The sequence below is a fragment of the Haloterrigena turkmenica DSM 5511 genome (assembly GCF_000025325.1).
Classification (GTDB): Archaea; Halobacteriota; Halobacteria; order Halobacteriales; family Natrialbaceae; genus Haloterrigena; species Haloterrigena turkmenica.
This window is the reverse complement of record NC_013744.1, coordinates 556,644-574,802: the sequence shown is the minus strand read 5'-3', so window position 1 is coordinate 574,802 and position 18,159 is coordinate 556,644. Positions and strand designations below refer to the sequence as shown.

Genomic DNA, 18,159 nt, shown 5'->3' with positions numbered 1-18,159 from the left:
GCTGACGCGGTATCCCTGCTCTCGAGGGGGATCTACGGGAGCAACCGGCTGATCAGCGGTCGGTTCTCGGCGACGATCCGATAAACGCCCTCGCGAATGGACTCGTACCCGGGAATTCTCCGGAAGAGCGGTAACAGACGCGATGGCGGCAGCCCCGTGAGTTCGTAGGCGCGCTCCATCGCCTCCCCACAAGAGTAGACGGCCCTCTCGGTGACGAGGTGAGCGCACTGCTCGTACTCTGCGGGGAGCCGGTCTCGCAACTCCGGAGTCAGCTCGGAGAAGCCGATGATGTCGATGGCCGCGCGGCGATCGACGAACCGCGCCGCGCGCGTACAGACCCCGCAGTCGTCGTCGTAGACGAGCGTCGGTGGAGGCGATGGAGACATACTCGAGGCGAAGTCGTGCGTAACGAGGTTCCGAACACACTAAAATCACGCTCCAAATGACTATCCTCGCGGTTCACGTTTGCGCTCTCATGCCATCGGAGTCGGACGACGTGCGCGTGTGGCTCGTCGAGCGCGACTACAACAATCGCGATCTCATCGTCCCGACGTACGCGACGCCCGACGGGACTCGGGCGTTCCGGCGGGAACTCGCGGCACGAGCGATCGATTTGGACTCGGTAACCGCAACCGAGGACGTCTCTCTCGACGACCTCTCGAGCGTGGCGGACCCGGACGAGCGAGAACGGTACGCCGCCGAGGCGACGCGCATGGTGGAGGAACACGACCCCGACGAGACGATCTAGCCGTCGCTGTGACGGATGACCGGAACCGATCCGTCCCGACGGCGACTGCTCGAACGCGCGGCAGCACCGCTCGCGATCGCGGTATTGGCCTGCTGTAGTGACCTCGGTGAGGACGCGGACTCGAGCGACGAGAACGGTCGGTGTGAACCAAGAGGTATGGTCCTTCCTTCCCTAGAGGCCTCATGGACGAGCAGGGCGAGGCAGTCGAGCCACTCCCCCTCCAGCGTCGAGGGACGATCGACTACATGCGGGTGGCCGGCCGGCGCAGCGTCGTTCACGGACTCGTCGAGATCGACGTAACTGAGGCCAGACAACGCATCCGCGAGCGAAAAGAGGAAACGGGAGAGGGCCTCTCGTTCACCGCGTTTCTCATGTACTGTCTGGCGCGAGCGATCGAAGACCATCCGCACGTCCAAGCGTACCGCGACTGGCGGGGTCGGATCATCTCGTTCGACGACGTCGACGTGAACGTGATAATCGAAACGGCGATCGACGGCGAGCGCATCGGCGTCCCCCACGTCATCAGGGCGGCGAATCGCCGGTCACTACGGTCGATTCACGAGGAGATTCGGACGAGACAGCGGAACCCGGACGGGGGAACGCAGCCGCCGTGGGCGTCCCTGGCTATGCGGCTCCCCGGGGTCGTCCGGCGACAGTTCTGGCGACTTCCGCAGCTGTTTCCGCGACGCTGGAAACGCATCGCGGGCACAGTCGCCGTAACGTCCGTGGGAATGTTCGGCGAGGGCGGCGGCTGGGGAATCAGTCCGACGAACTACACGCTCCAGCTAACGGTCGGCGGGATCGCCACCAAGCCGGGTATCGTCGACGAGGAGATCGAACCCCGGGAGTACCTCAGCCTCACAGTGACGTTCGACCACGATGTGGTCGACGGGGCGCCCGCTGCGCGGTTCGTCCAGCGGTTGAAAGAACTTCTCGAGGCCGCTCACGGGCTTTGAGTGACCTCACATCTGGTACCAGAGGAGATTCCAGTACCAGAGCAATACCGTGAACGCGATCGCGGCGAGGGCGACGAAGGCGTAGTAGATCCGCTTCCAGCGCCCCCACGCTCGGTTCCGAACGGCGACACCGGCGAAGACGGCCGTCACACAGCTCGCGACCGCCCCGACGAGAGAGGGGATCGTGAGGATCCGAAACAGGAACCGATCGCCGTACAGAAACGCGGTCGGTCGCATCACTAGCGCTCCCGCGAAACCGACGGTGAACAGGAGGAAACAGGCGGCCGCTATACCACCCGCCCAGCGTGCATATCGGAGCGGAGAATCCGCTTTCGGTCGGCTCACACCGCGATACCGGCGCCAGACGGCCGCAACCGACCATCCGACGACAGCAGTCACGAACACGAGCACCGAGAGGGCGACGATCGCACCGTGAATCCGCGGTTGCTCCGCGATCGAGAGCCGCTCGTACGCCGATGGCGGGCGACTCCCCAGAAAGAGGTGTGTAACGTCCCCGTCCGTCTCACGAAATGCGAGGTGGTCGGGGCCGTCGATTTCCCGGAAGAAGAGCGGATCCGCTTCGACCCATCGTTTCGTTTCACCCGCGTGCGTTGTGACCAGTCGCCCCCGATCGTCGATCGAAACCGAGACGGTTTCGCTGAAACCGATGAACTTCTCCGAGGTCGTGTGGGGCATCCTGAGCGCTCTGTACGTGCCCTCCAGATCGGATCCGCGCGTCGGCGTGCTATCTGGGACCGCTCCCGGCGGCTCTTCCGTGGGGAAGTATCGATCGACGAACTCGTCGATGAATTCCTCTCTGGCGTCGATTCCGCCTGGGCTGTTGTACGAAACGAATACCCCTACGTCGTGTTCGGGAAGGAGAAAAAGGAGGCTGTGAAACGACGGCGTATCACCGGCGTGGCCGATCACGCGTACCCCGTAGCGACTCATCTCGTAGAAGCCGAAGGCCATCCCGTTCACCCGTTCGTCGTTGGCGAACCGCCGACGGTGCATCTCTGCAACCGTTTCCGACTCGAGGATCCGCTCGGTATCGACGGTTCCACCCTGAAGGTGTGCCCGGACGAACCGTGCCATGTCGGTCGCGGTCGCGCTCATCGCTCCCGTCGGCGCCATTCCGACGAACTCGAAGGGACGGTCCTCGAACCCGCCGTCTGCAGCCGTGTACCCCGTTGCGAGATCAGCGCGAAGCACGTCCGGGACCGGCTGGGCAAACGTGCTCCGATCCATCGAGAGCGGCTCGAATATCTCCTCGTCGACGTAGTTCCGAAACGACGTCCCGGCAGTCGTTGCAGCGATGTGGCCCGCCAGCGCCGCGCCGTAGTTCGAGTAAGCGGTGAACTGCCCCGGCGGTCGAACGCGAGCGGGCCGCTCTTCGGCTAGGGACTGCTCGAGCGGCTGGAGGTCGGTTTCGTCCACCACGAACGTCCCGTGAACGCGATCCTCGAACCCGGCCGTATGCGTCCCGAGATGCTCGAGCGTGATCGGCTGCTCGTACGTCGCGGGAACGTCGATCTCGTCGAGATACTGGGTTACGTCGGTGTCGAGATCAAATCGCCCGCGTTCGACGCCCTGCATCACGGCGGTCCACGTGAACAGTTTCGACAGGGAGCCGATACGAAAGAGCGTTTCATCGGCCCGAACTGGCGTCTCTGACTCGATGTCACTGAAGCCGTATCCCCTCGTGACCTCCGAATCACCGTCGACGACGGCGACTGTCGCTCCGGGGATATCGTGTTCCTCCAGTTGCGAACTCACGAATTCATCGAGGAATGATGCGAAGGCATCTTGATCCGCGAGCGGTCCCGCATCAGGCTGGGCAACGGCTCCACTCGCGGTATCCGTGCTGGCAGCTACGGGCGTCGAGATGACAGCAGCACCGACTGCGAGTCCACCCAGTACTTCCCGGCGCGTAACGGAGTCCCTCGTACTGTAACTCATTCGCCTCGATGGGCGAGTGTATCGGGTCGTTCGGGACTCCCGAGCAGATAGCCGCCGAGGGCTACCAGCCAGAGCATAACCGGGTAGACGATCATCCGTTCGGTCCCTCCGTGTCCGATCCGGCCGAACGCCGCCGCATTGCCGGCATCACCCACCGCCATGAGCACGACGTATCCGACGCCGTTCCATAGCTCTCATCGGTGATCTGGCCGTAAGTGGTACGCTGAGTCATACTGTGGTCACTGATCGCTAGTTCGCTCCTCGAGACGATATAGTAGCCCCGTTGGACACCGCGGAGAGTTACGGGAACGGGTTACAGTCTCGAACTGTGGACTGTAATTACGGCCACTGCGGCTGGATGAGCAGGCGTCGTACTCGATTCGACGAACCGTTTTTCGACATTGACGACACCCTCTGCACGGCCGAACCGGACCGGGGACGACGACACTCCCAATGGCGCTATCGGTTCGGCGGAAGCGGTGGCCGTGGCACTTCTTCGGTATTCGTGAGGGTCGTTGTACCCCAGATCGCTGTGAGTAGAACGACGAGCAGTATCCAGTGAAGATAGTAGAATACGTCCGCGACTTCGATCGTTTCGGACACGAAATTGACCCACCCGTGTAACAGGATGATGCCGAGGATGCTACGCGACGTATGGTTGTACACCCACGTGAATGCCACCGAGAGCGCCACAGTCCCGCTCATGAACAGCCAGAATCCCAACGTCCCGAACCCAACCATCTCCCGCTGAAACGTCCCGGCAATGAAAAACAACGGAAGGTGCCAGACCGCCCACACCGCTCCCAAAAGCAGACTGGCGCTCAATGCGGACCAATTCATCTGAAGTCGGTCCAACGCATAGCCTCGCCATCCCAACTCTTCGAGGATGGGTGGGAGCGACGCAAAGAATAGCGCTGGCAGGATCGCGAGCGGATTAACGCCGAATTCCCGCACCCCTTCGCCCCACGTTGCGCCCGGGCCGCCCAATCGCAGATCGACTACTGCAGCGGTGATCGTCACGACCAGCGGGAGCAGAAGAATTACCAGAAACCACCTGACGCCGATTCGGCGAACCTGGACGATGCGGTTCCAAAAATCCGACCGACCTCGTTCACCGTAGACGAGATACACGAACCCGATACCCGCAATCCCGGGGCCAACGAGTCCCGCTAATAGCAACACGAGGCCGACAGCACTGTTGAAGCTCACCCTGAGGACGATAGCCGACAGCCAGAAGCTCCACGTTATGAGGAATGTTACGCCGAAGAATAGCCACGGATTTGCGACAGAGACGGAAGTCGTGCCGATCGTGAGATGTGCTGTCTCGCTCATGTTTCGATAGTTCTGTTCTCGATGGCAGCCCCGTTGCCGGGTATCGCATCACCGAGTCCCTTCTCACACGCTTCCAGTTCATCGATCACCGCGCGTCGTTCTCGATTCATTGTTCCGTCCTCCCCCTCCTGACAGTAGTAGTAGGTCAGAGATGATCATAAACGAAGTCGGTGATCCACGGGACAGTCGATATACCGTTCACGTTCTCAACACGACAGTGTGAACGATCCTTACTTCCGGCCGAGTAAATACCCGAGGGCAAAGCACAGAAAAGCCACTGCCGCACGTTTCTCTGGGTCATCGAACGGAATGAATCGGGTACCCCGGTTCGTTATCTCCACGACGCCAGTCGGAGTTGCCCAGACGCCACCGCCCAGTCCGCCTTCCTCGCCGTCTTCTCGTTTCTCGTCTGCAGTATCGACCTCGCCGCCTTCCGATTCGTACCCTCCACCGAATCCGTACGCTACCTTTGCGACGGGAACGATCGTCTTCCCGTCGTGTACGATGGGATCGCCGTACACCTGGGTGACGCCTGCGCGGTCCTGAATACGGGCAACGATTGCAGAGAGTCGTTCTCGATCGTTCATACACACGTAGCGACGAGACTCAGCGATATAGCTTCGTCACCCCGACGCTACCGGCCCCGTTGAACCCGAGATCCGATTCGATACGAACGCCCCGGTATTCTTTCCCTCGTCGCGGGCATACCGTGCGTGCAGCACCGAGACCGCTCATTGACCGTCCCGTTCGGCGTACCTAGCGTTGTCGCAGAGAGTTCCGTCAGCGGATCGATCCGGAGCGTTATGTCCCCCGTCGATGACGTCGCCCCATGAATTCGGACGAGTTAACGACCACGGTCTGGGAGCTAGATGAGGACGAGTTCCCATCTGACGGGTCGATCCGAGAATGGGCGCAGTTCCTGCTTCGATACGCGATCCTCGCTCCGTCCAGTCACAACTCGCAACCGTGGCGATTTGCCGTACGCGACGGTCGAATCCAGATTTTCGCCGACGATGCACGGTGGCTCGAGGTGGCCGATCACGACAAACGCGAGTTACAGATCAGTCTCGGCTGCGCCATCGAGAACCTCTGCACTGCGGCAGCGCACTTCGGATTCGGCTATCGAGTCGAGTACGACGATACCATCGATGCCGTCGATGGGGACCACATCGCCACCGTAACGCTTCACCCCGACGGGACCCCATCGAATACCCGACCACCGGGACTGTTCGACCAACTCACGGAGCGATATACGAGCCACGATCTGTTCGAAGATCGGCCGCTTCCGCAGTCAACGCGAGATATCCTCCGTCAGTGTGTCTTCGACGGCGACGTTTCGCTCCACTTGATCGAGGACTCGGACCGGAAGCGATCGATCGGGGAGTTACAGGCCGCGGCAGATCTGCGTCTGATGGACGACCGAGAGTACCGGAAAGAACTCGGCTACTGGCTCGGGATCGGCGCACTGGGCCAGTCGTGGCTTATGGCTCGTATTGCACAAGCGGTCGTGACCACGTTCGACCTCGGGAATCGCGAAAGTCAGAACAATTCGAAGCTGATTCGTAGTGCACCCGTCCTCGGACTCCTCGTCACGGAAACCGATGCTCCAGCAGCACGGATCAAAACCGGGCGAGTATACGAACGGTTGGCGCTCGCTGCCAGTGCTAACTCGGTTGCCACGCACCCGATGAGCCAGATTCTGGAACTTCCGGAAAAACGAGACGAGCTCGGGACTCTGGCAGCGATCGGCGATGGTGTTCCGCAGCATCTGTTCCGGTTGGGTTATACAGATGAACCGAAGGATCACACGCCACGATGGCCGCTCGAGAAGGGTCCTCTCGACACAACTGTGACGTTCAGAGACGGATCGTACCGACTATCGGAGCCCGACCGCAAACGGAGGCACTGCCGGCCAGAACTGGCGGCGTCCGCCCCAGAATGCGTCCACCCGCGTACTACCGCTCCCGTCGCAAGCGTTCACGACGCTCCTCGAACTCCTCGTCTGTGAGGTCACCACGAGCGTAGGCAGTCCTCAGTTCCTCGAGTGCGGGGTCCGTCCGTTCCCCGCTGGACTGGCGAACCGCGCTGTACAGGAGATATCCGAGGCCGAGAATCACCAGCAACGGAATAATCGACATGAGGAGCCACATCCACGTGGCGCCGGTGCCGTTCCACATCCCGCCGTCCCACATGTGGCCCCCGCCCCAGACGCCCATCATGGGCATCGCGAGCGCCATCATGAGAACCGGCAGGAGAAGGATCGCGGCGATAACGATCAACAGCGTCCGAATTAGAGAATCATCGGTTGCCATATGTCCTTCTTTGGTTGCCAGAGTCTTGAACGGTATGGTGGATACCGATCGCCGGAAACTGGTCGTCTGTCTGCGTCAGGGAAATCAGTCGATTTCCCTCGACGGCCACTCTCGAGCGTCGGATTCGACGAGTCCGTACAGCAGTCGCCGTCGCGTCTCCAGTTCGTCGAGGGCGGTCTCGAATTCGTCGTCCGAAACAGTCGGAATGCCCGCCTCGCGGAGGGAGCGGAGATCGGGCGAGGGCGGAGAGTCGTCAGCCGGTCCGACGAATCCTTCGTGAAGCGTCTCGAGGTAGTGTTCGACGCTCGTACGCGCATTTCGGACGGTGATTTCGTTCGGCCGCTGTCGTTCCGGAACGCCGAACCGGAGAAGCGTCAACGCCTCGTTGAGAACGACGATTTCGACGATCGGCGCTCGATCCGGCCGGGCGCTGTGAACGTAGTGGAGGATCGGGTACGCCTTGTGATTCTCGGTGAGGGTCGCGAGTTGCGACGCGACGGAATTGAGCGGTACCTCGAGCCCGCGAAACTCCTCGCCGGTCCAGCTCGTTCGAACGATCTCCTCGCCGTGCGTTCCGAACCCGCTCATGGTGCTGGCGAACGCGCGTTTCTGGGTGACCGCCTCGAGGACGGAAAGCGCGTAGGTGACGCTCAGGGTGACGAAGAGTAGGCCGCTCCCCGTTGCGAGTATCGTGACGATCTGCCAGCGTCCCGTTCTGGGTGCGAAGTCTCCGTTACCCAATGTGAATATCGTATAACCGGTGAAATAGAGCCGGTCGGACCACGAGACGGACCCTCGATTGAGCGTATCAATGATGGCGTTCTCGGCGCTGGCGAAGACGAGCGTCCAACCGACCCAGAGCAGCACGATCCAGACCGTGAGGTTCAGCACGAAGAGCAACGCACCGGACAGGCTGAGCAGTCCGGCGTTCTGGCCGCCTATTCGTCGTAACGTCTGCCACGTCCACACCATCAGTCGAGACGTGAGCGGACCGGCACCCCCTTCGATCCAGAGTGTCGTCCAGACGATATCGATGACAGTGGCAGCGAGAAGGGCGACACCGAGCGTGAGATAGGCGAGATTCATTTTGACCGATCGCTCCGCGATTCGCGTCCAACTCGAGGGAGGTTCTTCAGACCGTAGACGGGCCGTGATATAGAACGTACTCCCGGCTCATGAAGAGACAAGAGCACCAATGGTTACGGCGTTTCGGCGTCGTACGCCGGTAACTGGAAGGAAAAACGCCACCGGTCTACCGAACCGCGAAATCAGCAGTGAAAGCGGGTCACTGGCTCGGATTTGCGGTCGTTTTCGGTCGACTCAGATCGGTCATCAACGCTGTCCTCAGTGATCGTGATCGTCGTGGCCGTCGTCGTCACCGCCGTGGCCGTCATCGTCGGCAGTACCGCCGTCGAGCGCGCCGGTCACCGTCTCGTTCAGATCCGCGAGCTTCTCGCGAATGGTCTCCGACTTCTCTGACGGTGGTTCCGCCAGTGCAGGTTGGGTCTCCGGGTCGGGTCGACCGACGATGACGCTCCCGATCATTCCGGCCGTCTCGTGAGGGGTGCAGTAGTAGTGGTACACACCCTCGGTTTCGAACGTGTGATCGAAGGTCGCCTCCGGTTCCGAGAGAACGCCGCTGTCCCAGGCGGTCGCCTCGTCGGGGACGAGCGACGGTTCGTCGTTGTCCGGGTGATAGGCAGTCGTCGAGTGACTGCCGCTCTCGTTCGTCCAGTTGACGCTTCCACCCTGTTCGATCCAAACGACGTGCGGTTCGAAGTGGTCTCCGGACTCGGTAGTAGTCATCGCCACCTCCGCATCCGCCGAGGGGCCGTCGAGGTCCGCACTGTGGCTTCCGTGGTCGTGGTCATCGGTATTCTCGTCGCGAGAATCGTTGTGAACGTCCTCGTCGCCGCTCTGATTGGAGGAGTCTGGGTCTTGCCCGTCGTCGTCCTCTTGCTGGTCGTTCCCGGTCAGACATCCGGCAACGCCGGTCGCGATTGCACCGCTAGTTACGCCGAGTACGGTTCGTCGGGATAGCTGATCATTCATCGTTGTCGTCGAAATAGAGATATGCCAGCCCCATATTCTTTATCCGGCGGATAATACGGAATAAGTTACACGCTTCTGTCACTAACAGTGACGGGTGCGCCGTCTTTGACGCACGGGAACCCGTCCGTTTGTGACTGATTCCGTACGGTATCAGGCGGTCACCTGCATCACTGCTCTTGGCTCTCGATCGCGACATCCCGGCTCTGTCGTCGGATCGCCGTCTGCTACCGTAGCCACTGAACGTCACTGCGCACCCGTCGCGTGATCGCGTTGCGATCAGTGTACATCGTTTCAATGGCTACGGTCGCGATAATGCCGAGTTCCGTGGCCGGCCGACTCGGAAACCGTGCTCAGGCCGGCGACGTGCGTTCGCGAATCGCCCACCGCTGTTCGACGATCTTCAGCAGATACCGCCCCCAGAGGACGAGGATAATAGCGAATCCCGAGCTGTGAAGCAGCGCCGACCACGACTGGTCCTGATAGAAGAAGCCGATTCCGATTGCGAGCACCGCGAGGTTCCAGGCGAGGACGGACCACGGTCCGACGACCGACGGGAGATGTGTCGCGGGGACGAGCCCGCCGACGGGGCCGTCACTTCCGTTACGCCGTTCGGTTTCCGGAGCCCACTCGAGTGAGCGGGCGACGAGCAGCGAGCCTGCGAGCGCGATCGGAAGCGCCCAGCCGAGGAAGAAGAAGTGCAGCGCCCCGGTCTCGATCCACGGCTCGGGGACGCCGAGCGGTACGCCGAACAGGATGAACGGCGCGAAGCTCGCCGGGCCGAGGATCCACACCTGCGCGACGAGCACCGAGAGCGCCGTCCCGTTCGGTGTACCAGCTCGGTAGGTCCGAACGAGGGTGTAAATGTACAGGACGTAGCCGGCGGCGTACAGCACCAGTCCGACCGCAGTCACCGTCTTCCCCATGCCGAGTACCGGTCCGACGACGAGCGGGACGATACCGAGTGCGAAGAGCGGGAACGAGTAACGTTTCAGGCGGGCACTATACAGTTCCGCACCTACGAACCGCGGAAAGAGGTCGTACAGCGTGCCGATCGCCGCGAGGCCCAGAAAGCCCCATGCGTTGGCGTGGACGTGCGCTTCCCGGAGTCCGTACCAGCTGCCCGGGACGTCCCAGCCATGGCTGTACAGCCCGAACGCGAACGTGAGCCCGATCAGATAAACGAACGGCGAGAGGAGGTAGAAGCCAACGGTCGCGTCGCGCGCTCGCCGGCCCTCGCTTCGGAGGACCATCACGAAAACGACAGCGAACAGCCAGACCGTGAGCGACCAGATCGTCCCGAGTCCGATGTCGAACAATAGCGGTTCGCCGTAGGCGCGTCCGTACCAAGCGAGCAGTAGAGCGCCGTTCAAGCCGAAGAAGATGACTCCGAGAGCCGGTGTCGACGGTCCCGGACGCTCGAGCTTTCGCGCCGTCAACTGTGGCAGCGTGCCGAAGAGTAGCTGCGTGAACGCGCCGATCGTAACGAAGTGGATGTGCGTCCACGTGATCCACGAGACGGCGGAGACCAATTCGAACTGCTGGAGGCCCTGGTAGACGGCGAGCGTGAACCCGACGAACAGGAACCCGATACCGGCGACGTGAAACGGCGTCATCGAGAGCGGCGGACCGTCCGTCGATCGGCGAGCAGACCGCTGTTCAGTGTCGGTCGGTACGGACTGCCGTTCGGAGTCAGTCGGACGTGATTCGTGTGGATTCGTATCGATCATACACGTTCGTTCGCTCGGCGGCCGTGAATCGGTTCTCGCGAACATCGAGGATCGGTTCGAACATGTTCGAAGTTCTCGCTACGGCGTTCGAACCCTTCCGTCGATACATGCCGCGAGCGAAACTCACCGTCTCCCTCCCCGAATCGCTCTGGATTCACGAGATTTCGACGGCCTATCCCGACACGACGTTCCGCGTCAGTTCGGTGCTGCCGGGATCGGACGTCGCGATCGGCGTCATCGAGTTGGCGGCGCCGAATCCGGTCCCGATACTCGCCGCGATCGACGATCAGAGCGATATTCGAGACCTCGAGTTGCTCTGGAAACACGACGAGACGGCACTCCTGCAGGTCGAGACGTCGAATCCGTTGTTGCTCGTTCCCCTGCAGCGGGCGGGCGTTCCGATTGAGACCCCGTTCTCGGTCGAAAACGGTGCGGTGACGTGGGAGCTGACGACCAGTTCGGATCGGTTGTCGACGCTCGGCGACGCGTTCGACGAGCGCGGCGTCGAGTATCGCATCGAGTACGTCCGCGCCGTCGACGCGAGTCGCGCGGAGAACCCGCTGACGGATCGACAGCTCGAGGTCTTCCGTACCGCCCTCGAGGCGGGGTACTACGACGTTCCCCGCGAGGCGACGCTGACGGAGGTCGCGTCGGCGCTCGGCGTGACCAAGTCGACCTGTAGCGACGTCTTACACCGCGCGGAGAGCGCGATCGCCCGCTGGTTCGCGGACGAATACGTCGGCTCTCGTGTGCGTGTCTGATGAACGCTCACAGTGGATCGGGCCGGAGACGGTTCCGGTTTCGGGTCGCCTGTTAGGCCGTTCGGTCCGGGGGGATCAACATGACGTTGCCGTCCGCCCGCGCGACGACGTCTTCGGAGACGCTCCCGAGCAACAGTCGGCGGAGCCGGCTGTGACCGCGCGAGCCGACGAGGATCGTCGTCGGCTCGTACTCCTCCTCCGCGGCCAGAATCTCGTCGGCGGGATCACCTTGCCGGACCTCGGTTCGCGTCTCGATCCCCCACTCCTCGAGTTGCGCCGCCAGCTCCGCCAGCCGCGCTTCGGGATCGGCGTCCTCCGGAAGCGCCGGATCCTTCGGCGTTTCGACGTGGACCAGCGTCGCCTCACGCGTCGCGTGACGGAGGTACGAGAACGCCTCGAACGCCCGATCGGCGTTCGCCGAGAAGTCCGTCGCGTACAGCATCCGCTGAAACAGGTGTTCGCGGAGGACGTCCGGCTCGTCCGCGCCGCGTTCGATCCGGTTGACCAGCAGCGGGACGACCGTCGTCCGCGCGAGGTTGCGCGCGGTCGAGCCGATGACACGGTTCTCGAGCGGGCTCTTCCCCCGCGAGCCGACGACGGTGAGGCTGGCGCCGATCGCCTCGGCGACGCCGTTGATTCGCCGGTGGGGCGTGCCGCGGACGACGTGCGCCTCGACGTCGAAGCCCGCGTCTTCGATGACGCGACGGTAGCGTTCGAGCGCCCGCTCGCGTCGTCCCTCGAAGTCCATCCCGGGCATACCCGCGTGGACGTTCGACGGGATCACGGTCACGAGGTGGATCTCCTCGACGCCGATTCGGCCGAGGCACTCGAGGCAGGTCTCGCTCTCGATCGTCGCCTCGCTGGCGGCGGAGAGGTCGGTTGCACAGATCGCTTTCATACTATTCGTAGGGCCGAGGACATGATATTGTTTCCGGTGTCCAATACCGGGGCCGGACAACCGATCGCAGCGATGCGGGCTGTGGCCCGAACATCGGCGACCCTCGGCCGGGAAGACGTCACCGGCGTGCCCGATAGAACCGCGCGAGATAGTCGCCTCGACCGCGCGCGAACTGTACAGACGGCTCGCGCCACGATCCGTATATCCCGATAAGTTATTCGAATATCTCCGTAGGATAGCCGTGAGATAGACTGCAGTAATATTGTGCGACATTCCCAAAAGCGTTATAACCTCTCTCCGGGTAGACGATAGTGAGCAGAAACCCATGAGATGCACACAACCGATCGGCGGTGGTCGATCGCGATGATCGACCTCGCCGCGTCTTCGTCAGCAGCACAAGCGGGCGCCCTCGTCGGCGCCGTCCTCCTCGAGGCGATCGCCCTCTACGTCGGGTACGGCGCGCTCGAGCGAGTCGCAATGCCGATCATCGAGCGGGTGAAACACGCATAATGGAGCTATTCGGAATCGCACTGGCGACGCTCGTACTGTTCGTGAGCTTCGGCTTCATGGTCGGCGTGCTGTTCGGCTTCTTCGGGATGGGCGGCTCGTTCCTCGTCACGCCCGCGTTGCTCGTGATGGGGTATCCCGCCAGAGTCGCCGTCGGGAGCGGCATGGCCTTCGTCTTCGGGACGGCGGTCATCGCGACGCTCAAGCACCACGACCTGGGACAGGTCGACTACAAACTCGGCGGACTGATGATCGTCGGGACCTCCGTCGGCATCGAGATCGGGCGGATCGGGGTGTTCTACCTCGAGGAGCTCGGTCTCGCCAGCGGGGTCATCGGCGTCACGTACGTCGTCCTGCTGGGCGCGATCGGCGTGTTCGTCACGCGTAACGCGCTCAGAAACGACGGTGCGGACGATTCGGGCGGCGGCCACCACGACGCCGCGAACGAGGAGATCGATCCGGACGCGATCCCGGACATCGCGAAGAAGATCCAGGCGTATCGCGTCCCGCCGATGATGACGATCGCGGGCGGCATCCAGGTCTCGCTGTGGATGGTCCTCGGCGTCGCGTTCGCGACGGGGCTGCTGTCGGGCTTCCTCGGCGTCGGCGGCGGATTCATCCGGATGCCCGCGATGTTCTACCTCATCGGGGTCCCCGTTCCGGTGGCGGTCGGGACCGACCTGTTCGAGATCGTCTTCTCGGGTGGGATCGGTTCGTTCCTCTACGGGATGGAGGGCGGCGTCGACCTCTCGATCGTCGCGCCCTTGCTCGCGGGGAGCGCACTCGGCGCTCGCATCGGGTCGGCCGCGACCGGTATCGTCGACGAGGGCGACATCAAGATCTACTTCGGGCTAATGTTGCTCGGTGGATCGATCGCCGTCGCGTTCCGCCAGGCCGGCGACTACCTCGGGATGGAGGTCCTGAGTACGATCAGCTTCGCGCTGATCCTGCTCTCGGCGTTCATGGTCAGCGGGGCCGTGATCTACAGCACGATCGCGACGATGCGAGCGGAGTCGAAGGCGTCGGCGGCGTCCGCGGACTGACGTCAGAGACGCCGCTCACCGCGTTTGACCGCGGCGCATTGAGATTGCGCAATATTCACACAACCCTTATACCGGTGTGGTCCCTATCAGCGGATAGTAAAATGGCTAACTCGATGGCGGAACAACTGCAGCAGGATATGGAGTGCGAAGGGCTGCTGGAGTGTATCCACGGACTCAAGCAACTCGACAAGGAGTGCTTTCGCGTGCTGGTCGAGAGCGAGGACGCGCTGACGATCGACGAGGTCGCCGACCAGGTCGACCGTGAACGCTCGACCGCGTACCGCTCGATCCAGCGACTGCTCCAGAGCGGCTTCATCCAGAAAGAGCAGATCAACTACGAGCAGGGCGGCTACTACCACGTCTACTATCCGACGGATCCGACCCAAATCGCAAGCGACATGCAGCGGATGCTCAACGACTGGTACGCGAAGATGGGCCAGCTCATCCAGGAGTTCGAGGACAAGTACGAACACACCGACGCCGGCACCGAAATCCCAGCCCAGAGCTAATCGTCTACCGGCCGCCACTCGCGTTCACGCTCGCTCCCCCCGAATCGCTCTCGAGGTCGGTTCGCTGACGGGAGTCTCTCGTCGAGCCCACCGCTTCAGCCGCGGGTTGTCGAATCGTTGCCGCCGTTGTTTTCGTTGTTGTCGCTGTCGCCCTCGTCGTCGCCGTTGCCGTCGTTATCGGTCGGCAGGACGGTGAACGGCCGCATCATGTCGTGGTCCTCGTGTTCGATCATGTGGCAGTGCCACATGTACGTTCCCGTCTGATCGTTGAACAGTCCGTCGTGTTCTCCGAAGTGAACGATCACGTGGACTACCTCACCGGGATCAACGGTGATCACGTCGTTCCATCCTCGTTCGTACGGCTCGGGAGCCTTGAGCGCGTCGAGGTCGAGGTCGTCCTCGTCCGGATCGTAGTCCCCTATCGACTGTCGTCCCAGCATCTGGAAGTGGACGAGGTGGAGGTGCATCGGATGGGACATCGCGCTTCGGTTGGCGAAACTCCAGATCTCGGTGTCACCGAGCGCGGGCTCCTCGGTCACGGGGGCATCGATCTTGAGGCCGTCGCGTTCGGCTTCCGTTCCGAGCAGGAAGAGTTGCCGACCGTAGTCGTCGGTCGCGCCACCGTTGAGCGTGAGATAGCGCTCGTTGTCGACCGAATCGACGGGGATGTCCGGAACGCGGGTCAGCTCGTCGGGGAGTTCGGGAGCGTCCGCCGAGTCCCCGTCGTCGCTCACGTCCACGAGCATGATCTCGGGGAGCGAAACGATGTCGTCGTCGCTCGAACTCATCCCACCACGATACTGGGCGGGTGCGTCGTTGTGGAGCAGCAGCGTCTCGCCGGCGTATTCGGAAAAGTCGACGACGACGTCGGCGCGCTGGCCGGCGCCGAGCTCGAGGCGGTCGTCGATCTCGACCGGCGCTGAGAGGAGGCCGCCGTCGTTCCCGATCTGGACGAATGACGGCCCGTCGCCGCCGGTTTCGCCCGACGACTCGTCGTATTGGTGGAATTTGAGGGTGTAATATCGGCTGTTCGACCCGTTGAGGAGCCGGAACCGATACGACCTGGGTTCGACGGAGAGCCGCGGCCAGGCCTTCCCGTTGACGACCGGCGTGTCGCCGTAGAACTGCGGAACGATACTCGGGTCGGGGTGCGACTCGTCGCTGCCGCCTTGCTCGTCCGAGATCTCCGTCGGATAGAACAACGACCCGTCCGCCTCGAAACTCCGGTCCTGAAACACGAGCGGGATCTCGTACTCGCCCTCGGGCAGACCGAGGCTCCGTTCGTGCTCGCTCCGCAGGAGATAGAATCCCGCGAGCCCGGCGTAGACGTTGAGCCGCGTGATACCGAGCGAGTGGTCGTGGTACCACAGCGTCGCCGGCGGCTGGTCGTTTACGTAGTAGTAGTCTTTCTTCTCGAATTCGGGGCCCGTCTCCTGGAAATCCCGAGTGTACCACGCCTGCGCGTGGCCGTCGCTCTCGGACTCGACGTTGCCGCCGTGGAGATGGGTCACGGTCCGGACGCCCGGCGTATCGTACGGAATGATGTCGTCGTGAATCGTCGTGTCCTCGGGCAGAAGGTGCTCGTCCGGGAGGTCGTTCGCCCATCGGACGTAGATCGGTTCGCCCTGCTCGGCTTCGATCGTCGGGCCCGGGAACTGTCCGTCATAGCCCCAGACGGTCGTCGCTGGGAGGTCGCGGTGGACCTTCTGCTCGACCTCGCGCATTTCGATCTCGTAGTGAGGATGTCCGTCTTTCGTTCCAGACGGTTCCGCGACGCCCGGTCGAGGGACCTCGTCAACCCACTTCTCGAGCTCCGGCGACGAGTGGTCCGTTATCGTCGTCGCGCTCTCGGCTCGAGGCGGAGTCGTAGTCGTCGAACAGCCCGCGAGAGCCGAAATACTCGCGGCGCCGGCCCCAATACAGAGTTCGCGGCGCGATACGCTCGGTCCGGACGACCCAGTCTGATCACCCATGGTACGGTTGCACCTATGAATGCCCGGTATATGCGGGTCCGGCCGATTCCTACGGTATCGGAATCGGAACAAGGGACATCGTCGAACGAGCCCTATTGCGCGGCCCGTTCCAGACTTCCGACGTACCCCATATCGGAACGAAATCGTCATGTGAAACTATCGGGCCCGCTGAGCGGACGAATCGGTCGCGTAGTTCGCTCGAGCCGACCAACGAACTTAAGGAGTGTCGTCGTGTAGAATTGGGTATAATGAGCAATACTAACTTCGATCCGGCGGAGGTCGCACGGCGCATCGAAGAAGACAGGGAGGACCTCTTCGTCCTCGACGTGAGGAACGAAGACGACTACGAAGAGTGGCGGATCGACGGGAGCACGAACGTCCCGATCTACGACGAGTTGCTGGAGTACGACTACTCCGGGCTCGAGGAGCATCTGGACGACCTCCCGAAAGACACGGAGATCGCGGTCGTCTGCGTCGCCGGTATCACGTCCGCGCGAGCGGCGGAGTTCCTGCGCGAACACGGGTTCGACGCGAGATCCATTGACGACGGCATGAACGGCTGGGGTCGCGTCCACCGCCAGTACGACCTCGAGGAGCGTTCGGGTGTCGAGGGCGTCGTTCAGGTCGTCCGTCCCGGAACGGGTTGCGTCTCGTATCTCGCTCACGACGGTGACGAGGCGATCGTCGTCGACCCGAGCCAGTACATCGATCAGTACCTGAACGCGGCCGACGAGCGCGACCTCGAGATCGTCGGCGTCGCGGACACCCACGCCCACGCCGACCACGTTTCGGGGGCCCGCCGACTCGCGGGCGAACTGGACGTGCCGTACTACCTCCACGGGGACGACGCCGGCGACCTCGAGAACGTGACGGGACTCGAGGACGGCGAGACGATTCCCGTCGGCGAACGCGACCTCGAGGTACTCCACACGCCAGGTCACACGCCCGGCAGCGTCTCACTCCGGTACGGCGACGCGCTGCTCTCCGGCGACACGCTGTTCCTCCGCAGCGTCGGCCGTCCCGACCTCGAGGACGGCGCAGAGGAGGCCGTTCGGGAGGCCGCCAGTCAGTTGTTCGACAGCCTCGAGCGGCTGACGGGCCTCGAGGACGGAACCGTCGTGTTGCCCGGTCACTTCAGCGACGAATCGGTTCGCCCGCTCGCGACCGAACTCGGCGAACTCCGAGCGGAGACGACCAACGAACTCCTGAGCTACGTCACGGACGGTGACGAAGCGGCGTTCGTCGAGACCATCGTCGAGAGCCTCGCGGACGAACCGGCCAACTACAACGAGATCAAGCAGATCAACTGGGGCAAAGAGCAGCCCGGCGGCGACGTCGAGGCGCTCGAGCTCGGGCCGAACAACTGCGCAGCCAACTAACAT

Annotated in this window: 18 protein-coding genes and 1 pseudogene; 8 read left to right on the top strand and 11 right to left on the bottom strand. The window is 62.6% G+C overall.

Translation table 11 applies throughout. From position 1 onward, the window contains the following. Positions 1-32: 32 nt before the first annotated feature. Positions 33-386, bottom strand: a complete 354-nt coding sequence (locus tag HTUR_RS21095) for a thiol-disulfide oxidoreductase DCC family protein (RefSeq protein ID WP_012945372.1) — start codon at positions 384-386, stop codon at positions 33-35. Between the two features lie 89 nt (positions 387-475). Here HTUR_RS21095 and HTUR_RS21090 point away from each other — a divergent pair, with 89 nt between their 5' ends. Together HTUR_RS21090 and HTUR_RS21085 are read left to right on the top strand one after the other, a co-directional pair. Further along, positions 476-748, top strand: coding sequence for a hypothetical protein (locus HTUR_RS21090; RefSeq protein ID WP_012945371.1), 273 nt, complete (start codon positions 476-478; stop codon positions 746-748). 182 nt (positions 749-930) lie between these two features. Beyond that, entirely contained in the window at positions 931-1,704 is a 774-nt protein-coding gene (locus HTUR_RS21085) for a 2-oxo acid dehydrogenase subunit E2 (RefSeq protein ID WP_012945370.1), read from the top strand. A 6-nt stretch (positions 1,705-1,710) separates the two neighbouring features. On the opposite strand, the gene HTUR_RS21080 is transcribed toward HTUR_RS21085, so the two are convergent. The 4 genes and pseudogenes from HTUR_RS21080 to HTUR_RS21070 form a co-directional block, all read right to left on the bottom strand. Then, positions 1,711-3,480: a beta-lactamase family protein gene (locus tag HTUR_RS21080; RefSeq protein WP_264183121.1), complete on the bottom strand. Its 1,770-nt coding sequence runs from the start codon at positions 3,478-3,480 to the stop codon at positions 1,711-1,713. A gap of 179 nt (positions 3,481-3,659) precedes the next feature. Next, positions 3,660-3,845, bottom strand: a pseudogene (locus HTUR_RS25885) (DUF998 domain-containing protein); the annotation flags it as partial. 277 nt (positions 3,846-4,122) lie between these two features. Beyond that, positions 4,123-4,995: a CPBP family intramembrane glutamic endopeptidase gene (locus HTUR_RS21075; protein ID WP_012945367.1), complete on the bottom strand. Its 873-nt coding sequence runs from the start codon at positions 4,993-4,995 to the stop codon at positions 4,123-4,125. A 230-nt stretch (positions 4,996-5,225) separates the two neighbouring features. Then, a complete protein-coding gene (locus tag HTUR_RS21070; RefSeq protein ID WP_012945366.1) occupies positions 5,226-5,582 on the bottom strand; it encodes a spore germination protein GerW family protein in 357 nt (118 codons plus the stop codon). A gap of 242 nt (positions 5,583-5,824) precedes the next feature. On the opposite strand from HTUR_RS21070, the gene HTUR_RS21065 reads away from it, so the two are divergent. Further along, a complete protein-coding gene (locus HTUR_RS21065; protein WP_012945365.1) occupies positions 5,825-7,003 on the top strand; it encodes an Acg family FMN-binding oxidoreductase in 1,179 nt (392 codons plus the stop codon). Here HTUR_RS21065 and HTUR_RS21060 read toward each other — a convergent pair. The 4 genes from HTUR_RS21060 to HTUR_RS21045 all read right to left on the bottom strand — a co-directional run bounded on the left by HTUR_RS21060 (position 6,951) and on the right by HTUR_RS21045 (position 10,972). Further along, entirely contained in the window at positions 6,951-7,307 is a 357-nt protein-coding gene (locus HTUR_RS21060) for an SHOCT domain-containing protein (protein ID WP_012945364.1), read from the bottom strand. The genes HTUR_RS21065 and HTUR_RS21060 overlap by 53 nt on opposite strands. An 84-nt stretch (positions 7,308-7,391) precedes the next feature. Further along, positions 7,392-8,393 carry a potassium channel family protein gene (locus HTUR_RS21055; RefSeq protein ID WP_012945363.1) on the bottom strand — a complete coding sequence of 334 codons (1,002 nt, stop codon included), beginning with the start codon at positions 8,391-8,393 and terminating at the stop codon, positions 7,392-7,394. 258 nt (positions 8,394-8,651) lie between these two features. Beyond that, the gene (locus HTUR_RS21050) at positions 8,652-9,359 is read right to left on the bottom strand and encodes a cupredoxin domain-containing protein (protein WP_012945362.1); all 708 of its coding nucleotides are present in this window, start codon (positions 9,357-9,359) and stop codon (positions 8,652-8,654) included. Between the two features lie 350 nt (positions 9,360-9,709). Further along, positions 9,710-10,972 carry a hypothetical protein gene (locus HTUR_RS21045; protein WP_012945361.1) on the bottom strand — a complete coding sequence of 421 codons (1,263 nt, stop codon included), beginning with the start codon at positions 10,970-10,972 and terminating at the stop codon, positions 9,710-9,712. Positions 10,973-11,148: 176 nt separating this feature from the next. Between HTUR_RS21045 and HTUR_RS21040 the strand changes: the two genes are divergently transcribed. Then, entirely contained in the window at positions 11,149-11,847 is a 699-nt protein-coding gene (locus HTUR_RS21040; protein WP_012945360.1) for a helix-turn-helix domain-containing protein, read from the top strand. Positions 11,848-11,899: 52 nt separating this feature from the next. On the opposite strand, the gene HTUR_RS21035 is transcribed toward HTUR_RS21040, so the two are convergent. Further along, a complete protein-coding gene (locus tag HTUR_RS21035) occupies positions 11,900-12,745 on the bottom strand; it encodes a universal stress protein (RefSeq protein ID WP_012945359.1) in 846 nt (281 codons plus the stop codon). Between the two features lie 363 nt (positions 12,746-13,108). Here HTUR_RS21035 and HTUR_RS21030 point away from each other — a divergent pair, with 363 nt between their 5' ends. The 3 genes from HTUR_RS21030 to HTUR_RS21020 all read left to right on the top strand — a co-directional run bounded on the left by HTUR_RS21030 (position 13,109) and on the right by HTUR_RS21020 (position 14,804). After that, complete coding sequence (locus HTUR_RS21030) at positions 13,109-13,255, top strand: DUF7512 family protein (protein ID WP_187291496.1); 147 nt, start codon at positions 13,109-13,111, stop codon at positions 13,253-13,255. Beyond that, entirely contained in the window at positions 13,255-14,295 is a 1,041-nt protein-coding gene (locus tag HTUR_RS21025; protein WP_012945357.1) for a sulfite exporter TauE/SafE family protein, read from the top strand. Before HTUR_RS21030 ends, HTUR_RS21025 begins: the two co-directional genes overlap by 1 nt. Before the next feature lie 101 nt (positions 14,296-14,396). Further along, positions 14,397-14,804 (top strand): helix-turn-helix domain-containing protein, encoded by a 408-nt coding sequence (locus HTUR_RS21020; protein ID WP_012945356.1) that lies wholly within the window; start codon positions 14,397-14,399, stop codon positions 14,802-14,804. Positions 14,805-14,899: 95 nt separating this feature from the next. Here HTUR_RS21020 and HTUR_RS21015 read toward each other — a convergent pair whose 3' ends face one another. After that, complete coding sequence (locus HTUR_RS21015; protein WP_012945355.1) at positions 14,900-16,777, bottom strand: multicopper oxidase family protein; 1,878 nt, start codon at positions 16,775-16,777, stop codon at positions 14,900-14,902. Between the two features lie 248 nt (positions 16,778-17,025). On the opposite strand from HTUR_RS21015, the gene HTUR_RS21010 reads away from it, so the two are divergent. Continuing rightward, positions 17,026-18,156, top strand: a complete 1,131-nt coding sequence (locus HTUR_RS21010; protein ID WP_012945354.1) for an MBL fold metallo-hydrolase — start codon at positions 17,026-17,028, stop codon at positions 18,154-18,156. Positions 18,157-18,159: the final 3 nt, after the last annotated feature.

Excerpts from the sequence above, each read along its gene's own strand:
- HTUR_RS21095 (WP_012945372.1), bottom strand. The coding sequence starts at position 386 with ATGTCTCCATCGCCTCCACCGACGCTCGTCTACGACGACGACTGCGGG.
- HTUR_RS21065 (WP_012945365.1), top strand. The coding sequence starts at position 5,825 with ATGAATTCGGACGAGTTAACGACCACGGTCTGGGAGCTAGATGAGGAC.
- HTUR_RS21070 (WP_012945366.1), bottom strand. The coding sequence starts at position 5,582 with ATGAACGATCGAGAACGACTCTCTGCAATCGTTGCCCGTATTCAGGAC.
- HTUR_RS21045 (WP_012945361.1), bottom strand. The coding sequence starts at position 10,972 with ATGACGCCGTTTCACGTCGCCGGTATCGGGTTCCTGTTCGTCGGGTTC.
- HTUR_RS21010 (WP_012945354.1), top strand. The coding sequence starts at position 17,026 with ATGAGCAATACTAACTTCGATCCGGCGGAGGTCGCACGGCGCATCGAA.
- HTUR_RS21030 (WP_187291496.1), top strand. The coding sequence starts at position 13,109 with ATGATCGACCTCGCCGCGTCTTCGTCAGCAGCACAAGCGGGCGCCCTC.
- HTUR_RS21025 (WP_012945357.1), top strand. The coding sequence starts at position 13,255 with ATGGAGCTATTCGGAATCGCACTGGCGACGCTCGTACTGTTCGTGAGC.
- HTUR_RS21075 (WP_012945367.1), bottom strand. The coding sequence starts at position 4,995 with ATGAGCGAGACAGCACATCTCACGATCGGCACGACTTCCGTCTCTGTC.
- HTUR_RS21040 (WP_012945360.1), top strand. The coding sequence starts at position 11,149 with ATGTTCGAAGTTCTCGCTACGGCGTTCGAACCCTTCCGTCGATACATG.
- HTUR_RS21050 (WP_012945362.1), bottom strand. The coding sequence starts at position 9,359 with ATGAATGATCAGCTATCCCGACGAACCGTACTCGGCGTAACTAGCGGT.
- HTUR_RS21085 (WP_012945370.1), top strand. The coding sequence starts at position 931 with ATGGACGAGCAGGGCGAGGCAGTCGAGCCACTCCCCCTCCAGCGTCGA.
- HTUR_RS21035 (WP_012945359.1), bottom strand. The coding sequence starts at position 12,745 with ATGAAAGCGATCTGTGCAACCGACCTCTCCGCCGCCAGCGAGGCGACG.
- HTUR_RS21055 (WP_012945363.1), bottom strand. The coding sequence starts at position 8,393 with ATGAATCTCGCCTATCTCACGCTCGGTGTCGCCCTTCTCGCTGCCACT.
- HTUR_RS21020 (WP_012945356.1), top strand. The coding sequence starts at position 14,397 with ATGGCTAACTCGATGGCGGAACAACTGCAGCAGGATATGGAGTGCGAA.
- HTUR_RS21090 (WP_012945371.1), top strand. The coding sequence starts at position 476 with ATGCCATCGGAGTCGGACGACGTGCGCGTGTGGCTCGTCGAGCGCGAC.
- HTUR_RS21015 (WP_012945355.1), bottom strand. The coding sequence starts at position 16,777 with ATGGGTGATCAGACTGGGTCGTCCGGACCGAGCGTATCGCGCCGCGAA.
- HTUR_RS21060 (WP_012945364.1), bottom strand. The coding sequence starts at position 7,307 with ATGGCAACCGATGATTCTCTAATTCGGACGCTGTTGATCGTTATCGCC.